This window comes from Acidobacteriota bacterium (assembly GCA_018268895.1).
GTDB lineage: Bacteria > Acidobacteriota > Terriglobia > Terriglobales > Acidobacteriaceae > Edaphobacter.
Map to the genome: position 1 here is coordinate 137,210 of JAFDVP010000013.1, position 16,584 is coordinate 153,793.

The 16,584-nt window shown below is 60.8% G+C and carries 15 protein-coding genes; 4 read left to right on the forward strand and 11 right to left on the reverse strand.

The window, feature by feature from the left end; translation table 11 throughout:
• Window position 1 precedes the first annotated feature (1 nt).
• Both JSS95_16550 and JSS95_16555 read right to left on the reverse strand, forming a co-directional pair.
• Window positions 2–3,436 (reverse strand): TonB-dependent receptor, encoded by a 3,435-nt coding sequence (locus tag JSS95_16550; protein ID MBS1801424.1) that lies wholly within the window; start codon window positions 3,434–3,436, stop codon window positions 2–4.
• 97 nt (window positions 3,437–3,533) lie between these two features.
• Window positions 3,534–4,340, reverse strand: a complete 807-nt coding sequence (locus JSS95_16555) for a hypothetical protein (protein ID MBS1801425.1) — start codon at window positions 4,338–4,340, stop codon at window positions 3,534–3,536.
• Window positions 4,341–4,463: 123 nt separating this feature from the next.
• On the opposite strand from JSS95_16555, the gene JSS95_16560 reads away from it, so the two are divergent.
• Window positions 4,464–5,201 carry a VIT1/CCC1 transporter family protein gene (locus tag JSS95_16560; protein ID MBS1801426.1) on the forward strand — a complete coding sequence of 246 codons (738 nt, stop codon included), beginning with the start codon at window positions 4,464–4,466 and terminating at the stop codon, window positions 5,199–5,201.
• Window positions 5,202–5,289: 88 nt separating this feature from the next.
• Window positions 5,290–6,648, forward strand: a complete 1,359-nt coding sequence (egtB, locus tag JSS95_16565) for an ergothioneine biosynthesis protein EgtB (GenBank protein MBS1801427.1) — start codon at window positions 5,290–5,292, stop codon at window positions 6,646–6,648.
• Here the strand turns inward: egtB and JSS95_16570 are convergent.
• Entirely contained in the window at window positions 6,640–7,407 is a 768-nt protein-coding gene (locus JSS95_16570; GenBank protein ID MBS1801428.1) for a ThuA domain-containing protein, read from the reverse strand. The two genes, egtB and JSS95_16570, sit on opposite strands and share 9 nt — an antisense overlap.
• A 103-nt stretch (window positions 7,408–7,510) precedes the next feature.
• On the opposite strand from JSS95_16570, the gene JSS95_16575 reads away from it, so the two are divergent.
• Window positions 7,511–8,539, forward strand: a complete 1,029-nt coding sequence (locus tag JSS95_16575) for a YncE family protein (protein ID MBS1801429.1) — start codon at window positions 7,511–7,513, stop codon at window positions 8,537–8,539.
• A 121-nt stretch (window positions 8,540–8,660) separates the two neighbouring features.
• Window positions 8,661–9,704 carry an L-histidine N(alpha)-methyltransferase gene (egtD, locus tag JSS95_16580; protein ID MBS1801430.1) on the forward strand — a complete coding sequence of 348 codons (1,044 nt, stop codon included), beginning with the start codon at window positions 8,661–8,663 and terminating at the stop codon, window positions 9,702–9,704.
• A 102-nt stretch (window positions 9,705–9,806) separates the two neighbouring features.
• Here the strand turns inward: egtD and moaC are convergent, their stop codons facing one another.
• The 8 genes from moaC to JSS95_16620 form a co-directional block, all read right to left on the reverse strand.
• Entirely contained in the window at window positions 9,807–10,274 is a 468-nt protein-coding gene (gene moaC / locus JSS95_16585; GenBank protein ID MBS1801431.1) for a cyclic pyranopterin monophosphate synthase MoaC, read from the reverse strand.
• A gap of 35 nt (window positions 10,275–10,309) precedes the next feature.
• Window positions 10,310–11,587: a molybdopterin molybdotransferase MoeA gene (locus JSS95_16590; GenBank protein MBS1801432.1), complete on the reverse strand. Its 1,278-nt coding sequence runs from the start codon at window positions 11,585–11,587 to the stop codon at window positions 10,310–10,312.
• 75 nt (window positions 11,588–11,662) lie between these two features.
• Window positions 11,663–12,853, reverse strand: coding sequence for a tetratricopeptide repeat protein (locus JSS95_16595; GenBank protein ID MBS1801433.1), 1,191 nt, complete (start codon window positions 12,851–12,853; stop codon window positions 11,663–11,665).
• Between the two features lie 85 nt (window positions 12,854–12,938).
• A complete protein-coding gene (gene queC / locus JSS95_16600; GenBank protein ID MBS1801434.1) occupies window positions 12,939–13,655 on the reverse strand; it encodes a 7-cyano-7-deazaguanine synthase QueC in 717 nt (238 codons plus the stop codon).
• Entirely contained in the window at window positions 13,645–13,926 is a 282-nt protein-coding gene (locus JSS95_16605; protein ID MBS1801435.1) for a DUF2007 domain-containing protein, read from the reverse strand. The genes queC and JSS95_16605 overlap by 11 nt, the downstream gene beginning before the upstream one ends.
• 7 nt (window positions 13,927–13,933) lie before the next feature.
• The gene (locus tag JSS95_16610) at window positions 13,934–14,683 is read right to left on the reverse strand and encodes a DUF3108 domain-containing protein (protein ID MBS1801436.1); all 750 of its coding nucleotides are present in this window, start codon (window positions 14,681–14,683) and stop codon (window positions 13,934–13,936) included.
• Between the two features lie 142 nt (window positions 14,684–14,825).
• Complete coding sequence (locus JSS95_16615) at window positions 14,826–15,386, reverse strand: isoprenylcysteine carboxylmethyltransferase family protein (protein MBS1801437.1); 561 nt, start codon at window positions 15,384–15,386, stop codon at window positions 14,826–14,828.
• Between the two features lie 4 nt (window positions 15,387–15,390).
• Window positions 15,391–16,425 (reverse strand): glycosyl transferase, encoded by a 1,035-nt coding sequence (locus JSS95_16620; protein MBS1801438.1) that lies wholly within the window; start codon window positions 16,423–16,425, stop codon window positions 15,391–15,393.
• Between the last annotated feature and the right edge of the window lie 159 nt (window positions 16,426–16,584).

Here is a 16,584-nt window from a genome sequence, read left to right on the forward strand (position 1 = left end):
GTCAGAACCTGTACCGGGCCATAAAGGTGATCCTGCGCATTGCGGCGGCCGATGTCACCTGTCCAAATGTTCGTGAGGTCAGATTTGTGTCGATACCTGCATATTGGACGGTGTTGAAGACGTTGTTCGCAGTGATGCGGGCCTCGAAAGAACGTGTCTCACCCAAGGAGACTGTCTTTGCGAGCGAGGAGTCGACGGCAACCGTACCCGGTCCCCTGATGGATCCACGCGATGCCGTGCCGAAGACGTTTGCCGGAGTCTTGAAGGCGGCCGGGTTGAACCAATTGAGAATCGTGCCTGCGCCGGAGATCGGCTGCGAAAAATCGCGGTCGGGTCGAAGGGAGTTATTGGTTCCAGTTGCAGTCTCCGCAACGGTGGCGGCATAGTGCGGCGTGTAGTAAGTTCCGGTGGCGAAGGTGAAGTCGCCGGAGAGCGAGAATCCATCGAGCGTCTTCGACCAGAAGCCGCCCTTCGACAGCAGCGCGCGGTTGGGGCCGAAGGGGAGTTCAAGCACCCAGTTGCCGGTAAGTTTGTGGCGTATGTCGAACGAGCTGTTTCCTTCTTCTGCTACGAGATTCTGGTCGTTCTGCGCGGGCACTGCCGTTGAGCCTCCGATCGACGATGCGTTGTCAATAGAGTGTCCGTACTGATACGTGGCCTGTAGCGAGATACCCTTCTGCATCCGCTTCCGTGCATTGATGCTCAGCGCATTGAACCGCGAAAAGCCCAGCGAGTCTTCGTAGTTGAAGGGTTGTGCTGCCGAATTCAGCACGCTTGCAGCGGTGCGATTCGGCGCGCGCACCATATCGAGGTTGCCGCCGAGAGCGCCGTTGTAGCCGACATTCAGTACGACGCCCATCCCCAGCGTGCGCTGTATGTCGAGGTTCCAAACCTGGACATGTCCCAGCCTGTAGTTCAGGTTCACGCTGTAGTTGTTCTGTACGGCCGCGGTGGAGCAGTTGAACGCATTCGCAAGCTGCAACGCAGCACATCCTTGCTTGTTTGCGATGTTTGTCTGCGTCACGGAGAACGGCGGCTGGAAGGCAAGCTGTCTTGCAAAGCTGCTGTACTGCTGCGTGTTGTAGTTGATGCCGTAGCCCCCGCGAACCACCATCTGTCCGAAGAGCTTTCCCTTCGGCCGGTAGGCCAGACCGAAGCGCGGCGAAAACATCGTCCGGTCGGGATTGACCAGCGAGCGCGGAAAGGCGCCGCTGTAGGGCCCAGCCTGCCCCGGCTGAACCGCGGCGATCTGCGTGAAGTCTGCGTTGTGGTCGAGATTCACCAGCCGGTTGTTCTTCTCCACGTAGGGAGAGAAGTATTCATAGCGCAGGCCGTAGTTCAGCGTTACGTTCGGAAGAATCCTCCAGTCGTCGTTGGCGTAGAGGTCCCAGACATTTGCGCGCAGGTAGCTCTTCTCAAGGCCAGCCTGTACCGCAGCTTGCTGGGGGAGCCCGAGAAGAAAGTCGGCGAAACTATAGCCGCTGGCGGGCTGCGGTCCCGATCCCGAGCTTGCGTGCTGTGTCGCATAGCCGGTGAAGGTGAAGGCGCCAAGGGGGCTTGCGCCGCTCTGCAGATTTCCTGGAGGAGTCAGACTGTCGGCATGTACGCGACGTATGTCGAAGCCGAAGCGCATGTTGTGCTTCTTATGGCTCCAGCTTACGAAGTCCGTGAACGAGATCGTCTGCCCAATCGAATCGCTCGGCTGTGTGGAATGTAAGCCTGAAAGCCCTGTAAATGTCAGCGATGGAACGCCATAGTAGAAGGGGTTTCCGGCGATGGCTGAGTTGCCGATCAGCACGCCTGCATCCGCCGCGGGGTTGGCCGTCCCATTGGTGAAGTAATTCGTTGTTGTTGCGTGAGAGCGGTTCCACGTAACCGTTGCGTTATTGGTCAGGCGTCCATAGCCGATGGTGTATCCCGCCGAGATGTTGTAGCCCTCGGAGGAGGATGAGCCGCCCAGCGGAAGGAAGATGTTCCGGCTGTCCGATGCGGAGTGGCTATAGCTTCCGCCGAAGTTGATGTTCTGCCGCAGAGACTTGGGGCCGTTGGTCTGTTGCTGACGACGGCCGCCGCCAAAACCTCCGCCGCCAAAGGGGCCAGAGCCGGCGTTCTGGCCGAAGTTGCGCACGTAGCGCGCCGAGGCGCTCAAGGCATTCTGGCCGGCGGTTGTGATCGTTTGATAGTTGTAACCCTGCGCGCCCGTCGTTGGGATATTCGGTGCCGGATAAAACTTCAGCAGCGAGAGCGCCTGCGGCGTGATGCGATTCTGGCAGATAACGTTCAGCGTTCCATTGCATGCGAACTGCTGCCCGGTCGTGGGGTCGTAGAGCGGCTGGCCAAGCTGCGAGAAGTCGCCTGTGCGCTCCAGCGCCGTTGGCACCGTGCCGTAAAGGTTCTGCGGATTTGTGTTGCGCTGCCCCGTGACATTCAGGAAGACAAACTGTTTCGTGCTCGCCTTCAGCAGGCCGGGGATAAAGGGCGATCCGGCGAAGCTGACCCCGAACCGGTTGGAGCTGTAAGCAGGCTTCACCACTGGAGCGCCCGTCAGCGAAAAGCTCGTGGCATCGAGCGCGCCATTGCCGCCCTGGTAGAAGATCGCGCCATGCGGCTGCGTAGGGTTGAACCCGCGCATGCCGCGTCCACCACCTCCACCGCCTCGCACGAAGACAGCGTTGCCCGGTCCTCCGCCTATCATCATGCCGCCCAGCATTCCTGCCACGGCATTTGCCACATCGCCGGCGGCCCCGCCCTGCTGCCTGGCGCGGCTCATCGCCTCTTCCACGCGCTGCCTGACCTCGTCTTCGTTGAAGTTCGCAAGGCCGTTCGTCTGGCCCATCTGTCCGCTCACAGTCACCGAGTCAGTCGCTGTGCTGTCGTTGCCCAGCCCAGTGAGCGACGGCATCTGTGTGCCCGCATTTGCTGTGCCAGCGCTTGCGTCCGCCAGGTCAGATGCTCCTCCCGTCACACTCAGCGACTGCATACCTCGGCCCGCGATGCCCGCCAGCGCGCTGGTGGCCGCAGCCTGTTGCCTTTGCTGTTGCTCTTCCTGCTGCTGTACCCGCGAAGCCAACTGCATCGCAAAGTCGGCAGCCTGGTCTGCCTTGCCGCCATTCTCTCCGGCAGCATTGATGAGAACTTCGGTGGTCTCACCGGCAAAGGCTGCCAGCTCTGCCTTGACGACGTAGCGCCCATTGCGCGGAATCGTCATCGCATAAGCGCCGGTCACATCCGTGGCCGTGGAGTACTTCTTTCCCGTCAGCGTATTGGTTGCCGTGACCGCCACTCCGGGCAAGGGAACGGCGCCGGCCTTCACTGTGCCGTGAATCGTTCCTCCTGCAGAAGCGGAAGGTGCCGACGTTTGTGTCGTCTGCGCAGGAGCACCGTTTGCCGGTGCAGGCGGCTCTTGTGCTGCGACTGCCCCTGCACTGTAGGTCATCACTGCAAACAGCGCGGCAGTTTGAAGAACTCTCACCACAAAAACCTCATCCCGTATCTCTGAATGAACCGCATGAACTCCCAATCCATAAAAGCCATTACTGTTTGGGAGCAGTTTGTGGAGTTGGGCCCGAGGCTTCGCCGCCACGCCGCATACGCGCTCCAAACGCGCCCTGCGGAACGACTGTAAGATTCGTCGGCACGAAGACGCCGTGCTTCACAGAGCCTTGTCCGGCGACCATATCGCCTGCTTTGATATCGGCCAGCGTAATGCTTTCGCCGCCCCCGGTGCCGCCCGTTGCCGCTCCGGGAGGCGGGCCTTCTGCTGCTCCATCTGCTGAAGCAAAGGCACGGCGGCCGCCGCCCTTGCGAAAGGATGTCGTCTCGTCCACTTCGATGACCTGCGTCACATTGTCCGAGCGAAGGATCGTCAGCTTCACATCGTCGATCGCCATTACCTTGCCGGTGATGAAGACCTTGCCCATGCCTTCGCGAAGTTTCTTCACCTCATCGGCATCCATCACTGCAACGAAGAGCGCATGAACGGTCTTCTTTGGAGCGTCAAGCTCCCCCATGGCGCCCACTCCGTCTCCCGGCTTGATATCTTCTGCCTTGATCTGCTGGCGGGTTCCCGGCGTGCGCGGTTGGCGTTCCCCGCCGGCTGCGGCAGCTATTCGCTGGTCTTTCATCAGGCGCGTGTTGGCGGAAAGCGCGACGGTGTAGGTCTCCCCGGTATCTGTCTTGATCGTCAGATGGTCGGACGCGGCTGCCGTCACCGTGCCGCGAATCATCTGTCCGCCGCCAAATGCGACGTCACCGCGTTGTGGAAGATCCTGGCCCCGGGCACAGACTCCATACGCGATGGTTGTTGTAACCAATAGTTGCCGTAAAAGCCCTGCCTTCATCCCGTCCTCGTCGATCAATACCCTGTGCACATACAGACGTGCTTCTGTGCGGAAAGACTCTGTGGGTGAGAAACTTATCTGCTGTCTTCCGTCACATTTCCTCAAGCTGGATACACTATCGCCATGGACCTCACTCCCGGAAGATCCCAGACGCCAGCCAAGCATTCGCATGTAGAGTCGCACTTTGAATCCGGCGAGACGGTGCGCGACATCGTGATTGGTCTCTCCGACGGGTTGACCGTGCCCTTTGCCCTCGCAGCCGGCCTTTCCGGCGCCATCGCCTCTTCGCGCATCGTCGTCCTGGCCGGCCTAGCCGAGATCGCGGCCGGCTCGATCGCCATGGGGCTTGGCGGCTATCTCGCCGCCCGCGGAGACGCCGAGCATTACGCATCGGAACGCCTGCGCGAAGAACACGAGATCGTTGAGAAGACCCACGATGAAGAAGAGGAGATCTATGAGATCTTCCAGCAGTACGATGTTCCGCGCGCGAACGCGGCCCCTGTCATCGACGCCCTCAAGGAGAACCCCAGGGCCTGGGTCGACTTCATGATGCGCTTCGAGCTGGGGTTGGAGGAGCCAAGGCCCAATCGCGCTCTCAGCTCAGCGCTTACCATCGCCGGCTCCTATATCGCCGGAGGCATCATTCCTCTATTGCCTTATATGGCTGTCGATAACAATCTTTACGCATTGAAGCTCTCCGCGATCGTCACCCTGGCGGCTCTCGGCATCTTCGGCGCGCTCAAAGGCAGGCTGGTCGGCACTGGCTGGCTTCGCAGCGCGATTCAGACGGTCTGCATCGGAGGAATCGCCGCAACAGCCGCTTACGGGCTTGCCAGGATTCTCAACGGCCATGCAGGTTAATCTCTCGCTATAAGGGAGAAGAAAAAGCAACAGAACCGCTCTCCGGCACATCCCATAGGACACCCCCCGAAAGTAGAGGATGCCAGACATGGTTCCAGCCTCAGTTGAAAGATCGGCTCCGTCTATCCTCGCCCGCTACAAGGCAGTGCGCCGCGCAACCACGGCCCTGTGCAGCCCGCTGACGCCCGAGGACATGATGGTGCAATCCTGTCCCGAGGCAAGTCCGGTCAAGTGGCATCTCGCCCACACCAGTTGGTTCTTCGAGACCTTCGTCCTGACAGAATTTCTCGCAGGCTACACACCCTTCCACCCTGACTTCCGCTGGCTCTTCAACAGCTACTACAACGCGCTCGGCGAAATGCCGGAGAAGAAGCTGCGATCCTCCTTCTCCCGCCCAGCCCTCGACCAAATCCTCGGTTACCGCGCTCACGTCGATGCCGCCATGGAGCGGCTGTTGCAGCATCCCGCGGAAGATGAGGCCGCTCGCAGGATCGCCCTGGGCATGGAGCACGAACAGCAGCACCAGGAGCTGATCGCGACCGACATCAAACACGCGCTCTTCACCAATCCGCTGCATCCGGCCTATATCGAGCGCACCGGGCAAAGCGCTGCGAACACCACCATCGCTCCTCCGCTCGAATGGCTGAGCTACGCGCCCGGTCTCACCCAGATTGGAACCACGCCAGACCCTGCCGCTGCCGATGTCTTCGCCTTCGACAACGAGACCCCCCGCCACCCCGTCTACATCGCTCCGTTTCGGCTCTCGACCCGCCTGGTGACGTGCGCGGAGTATCTCGCCTTTATGGAGCAGAACGGGTACGGCCGTCCGGAGTTGTGGCTCTCCGAGGGCTGGACCACGATGCGCGCGGAAGCCTGGCAGGCGCCGCTTTACTGGTATCGAGATTCTGCAACTGCATCCGGCTGGTCCATCTACACGCTCAATGGTTTCGTTCCGCTGGAAGACCTGAGCGAGAGCCCTGCCTGTCATCTCAGCTTCTTCGAGGCCGATGCCTATGCGCGCTGGGCAGGGCATCGCCTGCCAACGGAGTTTGAATGGGAGTACGCCGCCACCCGGCCCGACGCACCGGAACCTGAGAGAAGGTCAGTCGCCGCCACGCAGGCCAACCTGCTTGAGACCGGCAACCTGCACCCGGCGCCGGCAAGTCCAATGCCCGGTCTTCAGCAGATGTTCGGCGACGTGTGGGAGTGGACCGCGAGTCCTTACACCGGCTATCCGGGATACGCGCCGCTGCCCGGAGCGCTCGGTGAATACAACGGCAAGTTCATGAGCTCGCAGATGGTGCTGCGCGGAGGGTCCTGCGTCACGCCAGCCACGCACATCCGCGCGACGTACCGCAATTTCTTTTCACCGGCCACCCGCTGGCAGTTCTCCGGCCTCCGACTTGCTCACGATGCTTCCGCGGGCTCAAAGAACAACTCATTTTGAACTGGAGATTTTGGCGGTCGCTGTCCACATCATCGCATCTTCCAGCAGCTTGTTCTGCGTATCGCTGGTGAAGATGCGGTCCCCGTGCCCCATGTTCGTATACAGCATCCGGTAGCGCGTATTGGTCCACATCACCGGCAGATCGCCTCCGCGCAGCACATCCTTCATGCCGATGGGGTAGTTCTCCGGCGACAGACTCAGCAGCACCTTGACGTCCTTGTTTTCCCGCGGTGACGGCTTCCAGATGTACCACTCGTTCGCAGGCGAGATAAAACTTGCGGGAAGACTCCGCGTGACTGCGTGCTTTGGATCGTCGACGACCAGCTTCGCCGGCAGCGGGGGCCACTCATTCCCATAGAAGACGCCGCCGCCCAGGAACTGCACAAACCACGGCCACTTCGTTCCCCTGTCGTTATAGGCGGCGATGTGAAAACCGAGCCATCCCCCGCCGTGCTCCATATACTGCTCAAACGCCGCTCGCTGTTGCGGTGTGTGCGGGAAGTCGTCGAGCCAGACCACCAGTTGGTATCCGGCCAGTTTGGCCGGGTTCATGTCGTCCCAGTTCATCGTCGGCTGAAACTCATAGTTCCCGCGCTTCGCGGCATCGGTATAGAACCGGATCGCCTGGTGAGCAAAGTCGACATGGTCGTGCTCGACCGTCTCGGAGTAGAACGCGAGCACATGAAAGACCGGCTGCTGTGCGTGAGCGCACAGACACACAGTCATTGCCGCCAGCATCATCGTCAAAACGCGCCGCATCTCGTTGGCCCCGGCCATCTGCTAGAATCGTCCTTCGTTATAGACAAACGATTTTCTACGAAAACAGGCCGGCATTCAAATGGCGTTTTTAAACAGAACCCACTTGCTGCGACTTTCCCTCGCTCTTCTTTGTGTATCCGGTGCGAGGCTCGCCGCGCAATCCGTCGATCCGCAGCTTGGCCTGATCAATCGCGATGCCTCGGCATACAGTGAAAAGCTGGGAAAACTTTACATCGTCGATCCGGTACGTGACTCAGTTGCCATGATCCCGCGATCGGGCAGTCCACAAACCATCAAGGTCGGTACGCGACCCGACGCAATCGCGGTCAACAACCTTACTCAAATGGTCTACGTCGTCAATCCAGGATCGAAAAGCGTCTCTGTGATCGACGGCGCCAAAGATGAAGTTGTCGCGACCATCGACACGGGAGCACGTTCCTACGCCCTCGCCGTCGACGAATCGGTAAACAAGGTATACGTAGCGAATACCTTCAGCACCATGTTGACCGTGATCGACGGTGCAACTAATACAGCGAGCAATATCAAAACGGGTTCAGCCGACGCAGTCCTCGTCGACCAGGATCGCAAACGTGTCTACGTGCTCACCTATGAGAGCGAGACGTTTACAGAGCTCGATCCAGTGAGTGGCGCCATCTCGAAGGTCCCTGCCGGTGCTCTGCATCTTTGGGGACATGCGAGGCAGGGCAAGAAGCTCTACATAGCGCACATTCAGGACTCCGATATTGCTGCGATTGACCTTGAGACCCACGCGGTCAGAAACATCCACACCGGCGCTATGCCATGTGCTCTTGCGCTGGACGCAGACTCTGGCCAGATCTATGTCGCCAACTATGCTGACGGTACCGTGACTGTTCTGAAGAACGAATTGCCCGTCGCCACAATCAAGGTTGCGGCGCATCCTCAGGCGCTCACGCTCGACGCGGCGAAGGGACTGCTCTATGTCGCGAGCCCCCAGGAGAATCTTGTTACCGTGATTGAAATGCGGTCTCGCAAAGTTGTCCGCCGGGTTAAGGTTCCCGTACAGCCTTACGCCGTCGCGGTTCATCCCATAACTCACATCGCCTATGCGGTTAGCCAGGGTAATGTGCCGTTCACAAAGATCGAGCCGTAACCCGTCTGCTGACAACGTTATGTCAGCAGGATACGATCATTGGATACTTCACCGCCATCAACTGCATCAAACGGCAGAGCGGTTAAGGCCGCGCACTCCGGGAAGGGAACCGCAACCGCCGATGACCGCTGCCGCCGCTTCGTTGCCTCTATATCTTGAGCCGGAAGTTGCACCTTCCCTTCACGCGGTGGCAGAAGAGGCGCGCACAGGGCTTGCGGCAGATCCAAAGATGCTCTCGCCGTGGCTCTTTTACGATGAGTTGGGATCGGGCCTCTTCGAGCAGATCACCGAGCTGCCGGAGTACTACCTGACGCGCACAGAGCGCGCTCTCTTCAGCGCCCATGCCGATGACATCATCGAGTGCGCCTCCGTGCAGGCCGGAAGCAGTGCCGCGCCCATGCTCACCATCATTGAACTGGGTGCTGGAACAGCGACCAAGACCGGAATACTGCTTCGGGCGGCGGTCAGGCGCCAGCATAGCATCGTGTATCAGCCGGTAGACGTCTCGCAGTCGGCGCTCGCGGCGGCGAAGGAGAACATCCGCGCCAACATTCCAGGGGTAACCGTTCGATGTCAGGTCGCGGACTACACCTCGCAGCCGCTTCCGCTTAACCGTTTACCCAACACACGAACGCTCGCGCTCTACATCGGATCGAGCATCGGCAACTTCTCTCCTCAACAGGCGCGCGATGTCCTCCGCAATCTCCGCTCGCAGTTGCTTCCCGGCGACAAGCTCCTGCTCGGGACCGACCTCGTTCCTGCAACTGCGTCGAAGACCGTAGCCATGCTCGAAGCTGCCTATGATGACCGCGCTGGAGTTACGGCTGCATTCAACAGGAATGTGCTGCATCGTCTCAATCGCGAGCTTGGAGCCAACTTCCGCCCTGCGTGTTTCGACCACAAAGCCACCTGGAATGCCGCTGAATCCCGCATCGAGATGCACCTCGTCGCCCGTCATGGACAGCGCGTCCACATCCCGGCCAACAGTGCGGGCCCGGCGATGGACGTCATCTTCGACGAGGGAGAGAGCATCCACACCGAGAACAGCTACAAGTTCACCTCTGCGCGCATCGAAGGCCTGCTCAACTCCGCCGGCTTCATGCTCGAAAAAGACTGGCAGGATTCGCAGCATCTCTTTGCCGTCAACCTTGCAACGGCTGTCTAGAAGCGGTTTCCCAGATGCGATAGATCAATAAAAAGGTCGTCATTCTGAGCGAAGCGAAGAATCCCTGTATTTCGTCTTTGCTTTTGCTGTTGGCTGCTTGAGTCACGCCGGACGACGCCACTCGCCGCTCTTGCCGCCGCTTTTGCTCACCAGCTCAACCTCGCGTATGCGAATGCCCTTGTCGAGTGCCTTCGTCATGTCGTAGACCGTCAGCGCGGCCACCGATGCGGCGACCATCGCCTCCATCTCCACACCGGTGCCTGCTACAGTTGCGGCCGTCGCTTCAATGGCGACACCGCCGTCTGCAACGCGCGCATCGACATCGACAAAGCTCAACGCCAGCGGATGGCACATGGGGATCAACGTCGAAGTTTGCTTGGCCGCCTGTATTCCAGCAAACCGTGCCACCTCCAGCGGATTGCCCTTCGGGTTCTTCGGCAGCGCAGCAAGGGCCTCGGCGGTGAGTTCCACAAAAGCGCGTGCCTTCGCCTCGCGCCGTGTCGCAGGCTTCGCGCTCACATCCACCATGTGCGCCTGTCCCTCATCGTCATAGTGCGACAGCTTCGTCAATGTCGTCTCCACGCTCGTACATTCTCACATCAAGGTTATTTCAACAGAACCGTAACGATATCGCCGGCGCGGAACCGCTCCGTTCCCGGCGGCAGCACGGCATAACAGTTGGCGCGCGCATTCGCCGCCATGTCCCCGGAGCCCTGCCACACCACCAGGCGCACCTCGGGGCGAATGCGGTTCGAGTCGAGCCGCGCAGGCAATACGCGCGTCAGCCCTGTCCGTCCGTCTACATCATTCGCCAGCGTGGCCTGTGCAAAACGCGGACCCTCCGGCGCCGCTCCACGCATCGCGTGCAGCAGCGGTTCGACAAAACACGCAAAGGTCACCTGCGTCGATACGGGGTTTCCAGGAAGCCCGAAGAAGGGAAGCGCGGCCCTGCCGTCACGCATGGGTAGCCATCCGAAGACCAACGGCTTGCCCGGCTGCATTTTCACGCCGGTAAACAAAAACTCCGCTCCCAGCGACAGCAACACCTCTTCCACCAGGTCGTACTCTCCCATGGAGACGCCGCCCGACAACAGCAGCATCTCCGCATCGCACGCCTGAAGAATTCGCGCCTTCAGCTCTTCTCGACGGTCGGGAGCGACCGGAAGCCGCCGGGCCTCTCCTCCTGTCGCTGTCACCAGTGCCGCGAGCCCATAGCTGTTCGAATTTCGTATCTGCACAGGACCCGGTGTCTCCGTTACGTCCACCAGCTCGTCTCCCGTGGCAATGATAGAGACCCTCGGCCGCGCAGACACCTTGACCGTAACCGCACCGCAAGCGGCCGCCAACGCAATTGCTGCTCCGTCCATCTGCGTTCCCGCTGGCAACACCAGATCGCCTGCGCGGGCCTCGCTGCCTTGCGGCACGACGTTCTCTCCTGCTGTAATCGTTCGCCCTGACGTCAACTGAACTGCCAGCCTCCCCTCATGGCTGCTTCGTTCTACGTGCTCGACCATCACCACGGCATCGGCACCCTCAGGTACGGGAGCGCCGGTCATCGTCTCAACCGCTTCGCCTGGCTTCAGAGCAGTGCTCCACCGCTCGCCTGCCCGCACCTGCCCCACAACCGTGAGCCACGCATCGGAGAGAGTGTCTGCGGTATGAACGGCAAATCCGTCGCGAGTCGATCGGTTGAACGGAGGCTGATCGCGGTCGGCCCGCACCGGGTCGGCAAGCACCCGACCCAGCGAATCAGACAGCGCCACAGCTTCTGCCGGTCTTTGAGGAAGACGCCCCGCCTGCTCCAGAACAATGCCGAGCGCTGCGTCGAACTCCACAATGCGTTCTTCCGTCTTAGCCGTAGAGCGAATCTCGCTCGATCTCATCTGGCTGCCTTTCGCATAAAACAGAAGGCCTCGGCACATTGCCGAGGCCCTCCTGGTTCAGTTCGTTCCAGCGCCTTACTTCTTGGTTCGGCCGGCTTTGTAGCTGGACTTCACTTCCGCGCCGATGCCCGTCAGGATGCCCTTGACCTCGTCCACGCGCGCCTGCTCATTGGGTGGCGCAAGCTCGATGAACTGCTGGTAGGCCTCCACGCATCCCGGAGGAGCCACAATCTTCTGTGTCTTCGGATCGACCGAGGCCTTCGGGATCAGCGACTGGCCCTTGATGTAGTACGCATCGGCGCGCTTTGGATCGGCGGCGATCGCTTTGTCTGCGGCCGCGGCTGCATCGTCCAGCTTGCCTGCGTTGTACAGGGTTGCCGCTTCGTTGTAGTAGTACATGCCCGCATTGGCAGGAAGTGCCTTTGCCGCTTGCTCATAGGCGTCGGATGCGCCCTTGCCGTCGCCGCTCTTCGCCAGTGCCTGGCCAAGCTGGTTGTACGCGGCGGCAGCCGTCTCTACGCTGGGCTTCTTTGAAGCGGCGTTCGCATCGATGGCCTTCTTGTACGAAGCCGCCGCGTCGGCAAACTTCGCCTGGACAGAGGGGTCGGCCGGCTTGCCGGCTGCCTTTGCCGCTTTTGCCGCAGCGTCTGCCGAGCCAAGCTCAGCGTCGCCCAGCGCCACCCACAGGATGCCCTCATCCGGCTTTGCAGCGGTTGCCTGTTGCATCGCTGTAATGGCCGGCTCGAAGTTGCCCGCCTTCGTATCCGCGCGCGCCTGCGTCAGCAGAGTATTCAGGTTGGCGATCTTTGCGTTGGCAGCGGTCACGTCGGCGTTCTTCTTCTTGAACTCCTCCAGCTGCTTCTTCTCCTCGGGAGTCATCTTGTCGAGATACTCCTTGCGGGTCATGTCGAAGTTCAGCAGGTGGTCTTCGCCGGCGGTGAAGGTCACGTTGTCGATATAGTCGATGCTCTTGTCGTCCTGGAAGACAACCGCCAGATAGCTGCCCGGGGCGATCCCTGTGCCCTTGAAGTTGCCGGACGCGTCGATCTCGAAGGTGTTGGTGTACTTGCGGCTCTTCTCCTCCGAGGCACGGTCCTGCGTCAGCTTCACCTCGCCCTTGGGCAGCGGAGCTCCAATTGCGTTATTGACATGGCCATGAACGCTTGCCGGAGCAGGCTGCGCCCATCCCGTTTGCGCGGACAGCGCAACGACCACAGCAAGAGCGGCTCCAAGTCCCGCGCTCCATCTTCTTCCGATACGATTGATCACTTCCGTTCTCCTGGTTTCAGATCTCTTCCGGCCCTCAAGAGGCCTTGCTCTTCAAATACAAACTTCTCGGCGGCAAAATCCGCTACCGTTTGGATGCAGACTTCGGGTCCGCGTACGGTATCGGGTCGATGCTTCCTGCTTCGCGAAAGGCGCGCAGACGCAGAACGCAGCTTTCGCAGACGCCACAAGCCTCGCGCTCACCGGAATAGCATGACCAACTTACATGGAATGGAGCGCCAAGTTCAACTCCCATGCGCACGATCTCGCTCTTTTTGAGGTGGATAAGTGGTGTCTCTACACGAATATCGCCCTCTTTCGTCCCCTGGCGGATCAGGGCATTGAAGGCGTCGTAGTACGCCGGCCGGCAGTCCGGGTAACCGGAGCTGTCCTGCTCCACGGCCCCGATAAACACCCGCTTCGCCCTCACAACCTCGGCCCAGCTTACCGCCGCCGAAAGAAAGTGCGCATTGCGAAACGGGACATAAGTCACTGGAATCGCCGTGCCAATCGACGCCTCTTCCACAGGGGCATCCGGAACGGCAATCGTCGCGTCGGTCAGCGCCGAGCCGCCAATCCTGCGGAACAAGTCCATCTTCAGCGGCAGAAATTCCTTGACTCCGGTCAGACGGGCGATCTCTGTCGCCGAGGCCAGTTCTCGTGCCTCGGTCCGCTGCCCGTAGCTGAAGTGCAGAGCGTACACGTCATAATCCCGCGCAGCCAGAGAAGCGCACACCGTTGAATCCATTCCACCCGAAAGACACAGGACTGCCCTCGGTCTGTCTGTCGTCTCAGCTGCCATGCTCTTCATCCGTCGTCTCGGGTAAGGCCTCGCCGTCGGCGGAGGTATCCAGCAGTTTGCGCGCCGCCTCCTCGTCCTTCTTGTGCACCATCAGACGCGCGCGAAAGGCCGGTGCCAGCAGGTTGTTGGCATTTTCGCCGTGCAGGAAGCACTCAAGGCTCGCCGACTCCAGCACGCCCTTGGCCATCTGGGCCTCTGTTGGGACAATGTAGCGGGCGATCATCACATACTGCTCCGGGTCGAACTCTCTGTCATTCTTCTCGTCTGCCATCTCAACCTCACTTCGTCTCGTACGATTGCAACTTTGCCGTGATGGTGCCCCAGAACAGGCTCGCACGCACCTGCACCGGCATATGCCGCGCATCGTCCGTATACCAGATCCATATCTTGCCGCGGTTCTTTACGATACCTTCGTCTGCCGTAGGTTGCACTCTGATGGTCTGGAAGGTGCCCGCCGGGGTCTTGACCTCTTCCTTCGCCTCCACCTTCATCGTCACGGTTACCGTGCGCATCGAGTCGGCCAAAGGAAACCGGAAGTTCTGCCCTACCGTCAACGGCTGCGAGCCAACGTAAAAGATGGCGGACATCGAGTCGGTGACGCACGCCGGAATCGATGCCGTAAGCTGCTTCGACGTGCCTTTCACCAGGTTGCGCTCCACCAGCGTCTGCTTGCCGTCCTTGTAGTTGAAGCTCAGGTCGCTGGAGATCTTCCGCCTGCCCTCCTGCGTCTGCTTCGAAAACCCCGTCGAGCATCCCGTCTTCGTGTCGAACCCCGACTGAAAGCGGTCGATCACCGGGAAGAGCATCGTGACGGCGCCAACCGTATCCGCCGTCGCCGTAATCTTCTGGACCGTGCCCTGCTGTTCGATCTGGAATGTGGCGAGCGCTGCGGTAAACACCCTCCAGTCGACCGTGAACGTCAGCGTTTGTTTTGTGGGAAAGCTGTAGTTGGCAGGAGGGGCCTCGAGCGTAGGAATGACGACCGACGGCGCGGGAGGGAAGAGCCTGTCCTTGATGGAGTCCTTCAGTGATTCCTTGCCCGGTTCTTTGCCCGGCTGCGTCTGCGCACACGCACACGTCAACGCTGCAAACAGTAAGAGTAAAAAGACCGTGGGTCGCTTTGCCAGGGGACAGATCGCTCCGTTTCAGGATTGAGGACGGCGTCCTGGCCTATCGCCGGAGAAACAGCAGACGCGCTGCCAGCGCTCCGTAGATGGCGATGGCACCCATAAGAGCATTGTACTCGCGGTGATGCAGGTATCGCTCGCGCGAAAACCTCCCCGGGGGCAGATCGCTCTTCGCCGCCGTCAAGCGCGGCAACAGGCGCGGCACCTGGGCCGCATACGCATCGAACCCCGCAAAGTGCTCGCGCAGAAAGGTTTCCTCCGACCGGATCGTCGGTAGGTAAATCCCCAGAAAAAGGGCCGCCAACGCCACAAGGATCACCCAGCTTCCCGAAGCCCACGCAAACCCGAACGCGATCATCATCGACCCCAGGTACAGAGGATTCCGCGTATACGCATATGGCCCCGTCCGTGTCAGCTCGGCGTTCTTCTTCACGTACCCGGCAGCGTAAGCCCGCAGCCATACTCCGGGCACGACCAGCACCAGGCTCAGCAGCATCGTCTGCCACGTAGGACGCGCCAGCCACAGAAACACCGCCGCAAACACGAAGCCCAGCGGAACGCGTATGCGCCGGGCGATTCGCTGCCATCTCGTTCGTTCACTCACTCATCTACCTTACCCTGTCAGCGCCAGACGTGCCCTTCAGCAGATCGAGTGCCGCCGCGACAACCTCATCCACAGTGATCGCCAGCAGTCCCACCTCCGGCTCCGCCAGCCGCCTGTGGTCGCGGCGCTCGCCGCCATGCCGCAGCACCCGCGACTCCGTGCCGTACGGCCCATTGCGAGCGGGATCGGTCGGGCCGAACAGCGCCACCACAGGTCTCTCCAGTGCAGCCGCCAGATGCAGCGGTCCAGTGTCCCCAGCGATCACCAGGTCTACCCGTCGCGTGAGGGCGATAAGCTCCGCCATGCCGCACGGGAGTACCGTTGCGTGTCCACCGCTGGCCCGCACCACCTCATTGGCCAGCGCATCCTCGGCCGAGTAGGCATTCACCAGCGCCCGGTATCCCGCCTCAGCCAGTATGGCCGCCACCGCGCCATATCGCTCTGCTGGCCACTGCTTCGCGCCCCACCCGGCGCCCGGAGCGATAAGTACCAGGCCTCGTGCGCCTTGCATCCCGTGCAGGCGCGTCCTGCATGACTCCTCCGCGAGTGAGTCGACGGGAAGCTCAATCTTTGCCGGACGAACCAGCTCGCCCACGGCTGCGCCCACAATCTCGCACCCCTGTTCGACGACATGCGCCGCATGTGTCTGCACCCTCTGCCGATAGAGCCATCGCGCAGGACCCTCACGCGGATGCTCCGGCCCGGTGAACATCCCTGCGTTCGCCATGTGTCCGATCACAGCCGAACGTATGGACCCCTGCATGTCGATGCACAGATCGAAGCGCTCCGATCGAAGCCTGCGCCGCAACCCCGCAATATCGCCAAGCGTCTTCGCCGCAAGCGGTCTCTTCTTCCACTCGCGAGTTGCCGCAAGGTACGTCTCGTCGACCAGCGGCCTCGCGGTTCCGCGCCCTGCAGGGGTTCCCGCTGCCTGCAACAGCGGAAGCCATCGCGGCTCGATGACCCACCCGATGAACCACTCCGGATGCGCCGCCCGCAGCGCCGCAACGGCAGGCATGGCGTGCAGAACATCGCCCATCGCGCCGATCCGCACGATCAGCACGCGTCGCCGCTCAGCGGCAGTCAGCACATGGTTATGAGTCGCCAAAGACCAATTCTCTCACGCAGAATTCCAGTATTTCGCCTGTGCCCGAAACAAACATCGGGTGCCCCATCCTTCGCACAGCGAAGGGTGGGA

Excerpts from the sequence above, each read along its gene's own strand:
- JSS95_16555 (MBS1801425.1), bottom strand. The coding sequence starts at position 4,340 with ATGAAGGCAGGGCTTTTACGGCAACTATTGGTTACAACAACCATCGCG.
- JSS95_16590 (MBS1801432.1), bottom strand. The coding sequence starts at position 11,587 with ATGAGATCGAGCGAGATTCGCTCTACGGCTAAGACGGAAGAACGCATT.
- JSS95_16550 (MBS1801424.1), bottom strand. The coding sequence starts at position 3,436 with ATGACCTACAGTGCAGGGGCAGTCGCAGCACAAGAGCCGCCTGCACCG.
- JSS95_16570 (MBS1801428.1), bottom strand. The coding sequence starts at position 7,407 with ATGCGGCGCGTTTTGACGATGATGCTGGCGGCAATGACTGTGTGTCTG.
- JSS95_16620 (MBS1801438.1), bottom strand. The coding sequence starts at position 16,425 with ATGGGCGATGTTCTGCACGCCATGCCTGCCGTTGCGGCGCTGCGGGCG.
- JSS95_16605 (MBS1801435.1), bottom strand. The coding sequence starts at position 13,926 with ATGGCAGACGAGAAGAATGACAGAGAGTTCGACCCGGAGCAGTATGTG.
- JSS95_16560 (MBS1801426.1), top strand. The coding sequence starts at position 4,464 with ATGGACCTCACTCCCGGAAGATCCCAGACGCCAGCCAAGCATTCGCAT.
- egtD (MBS1801430.1), top strand. The coding sequence starts at position 8,661 with ATGACCGCTGCCGCCGCTTCGTTGCCTCTATATCTTGAGCCGGAAGTT.
- egtB (MBS1801427.1), top strand. The coding sequence starts at position 5,290 with ATGGTTCCAGCCTCAGTTGAAAGATCGGCTCCGTCTATCCTCGCCCGC.
- queC (MBS1801434.1), bottom strand. The coding sequence starts at position 13,655 with ATGGCAGCTGAGACGACAGACAGACCGAGGGCAGTCCTGTGTCTTTCG.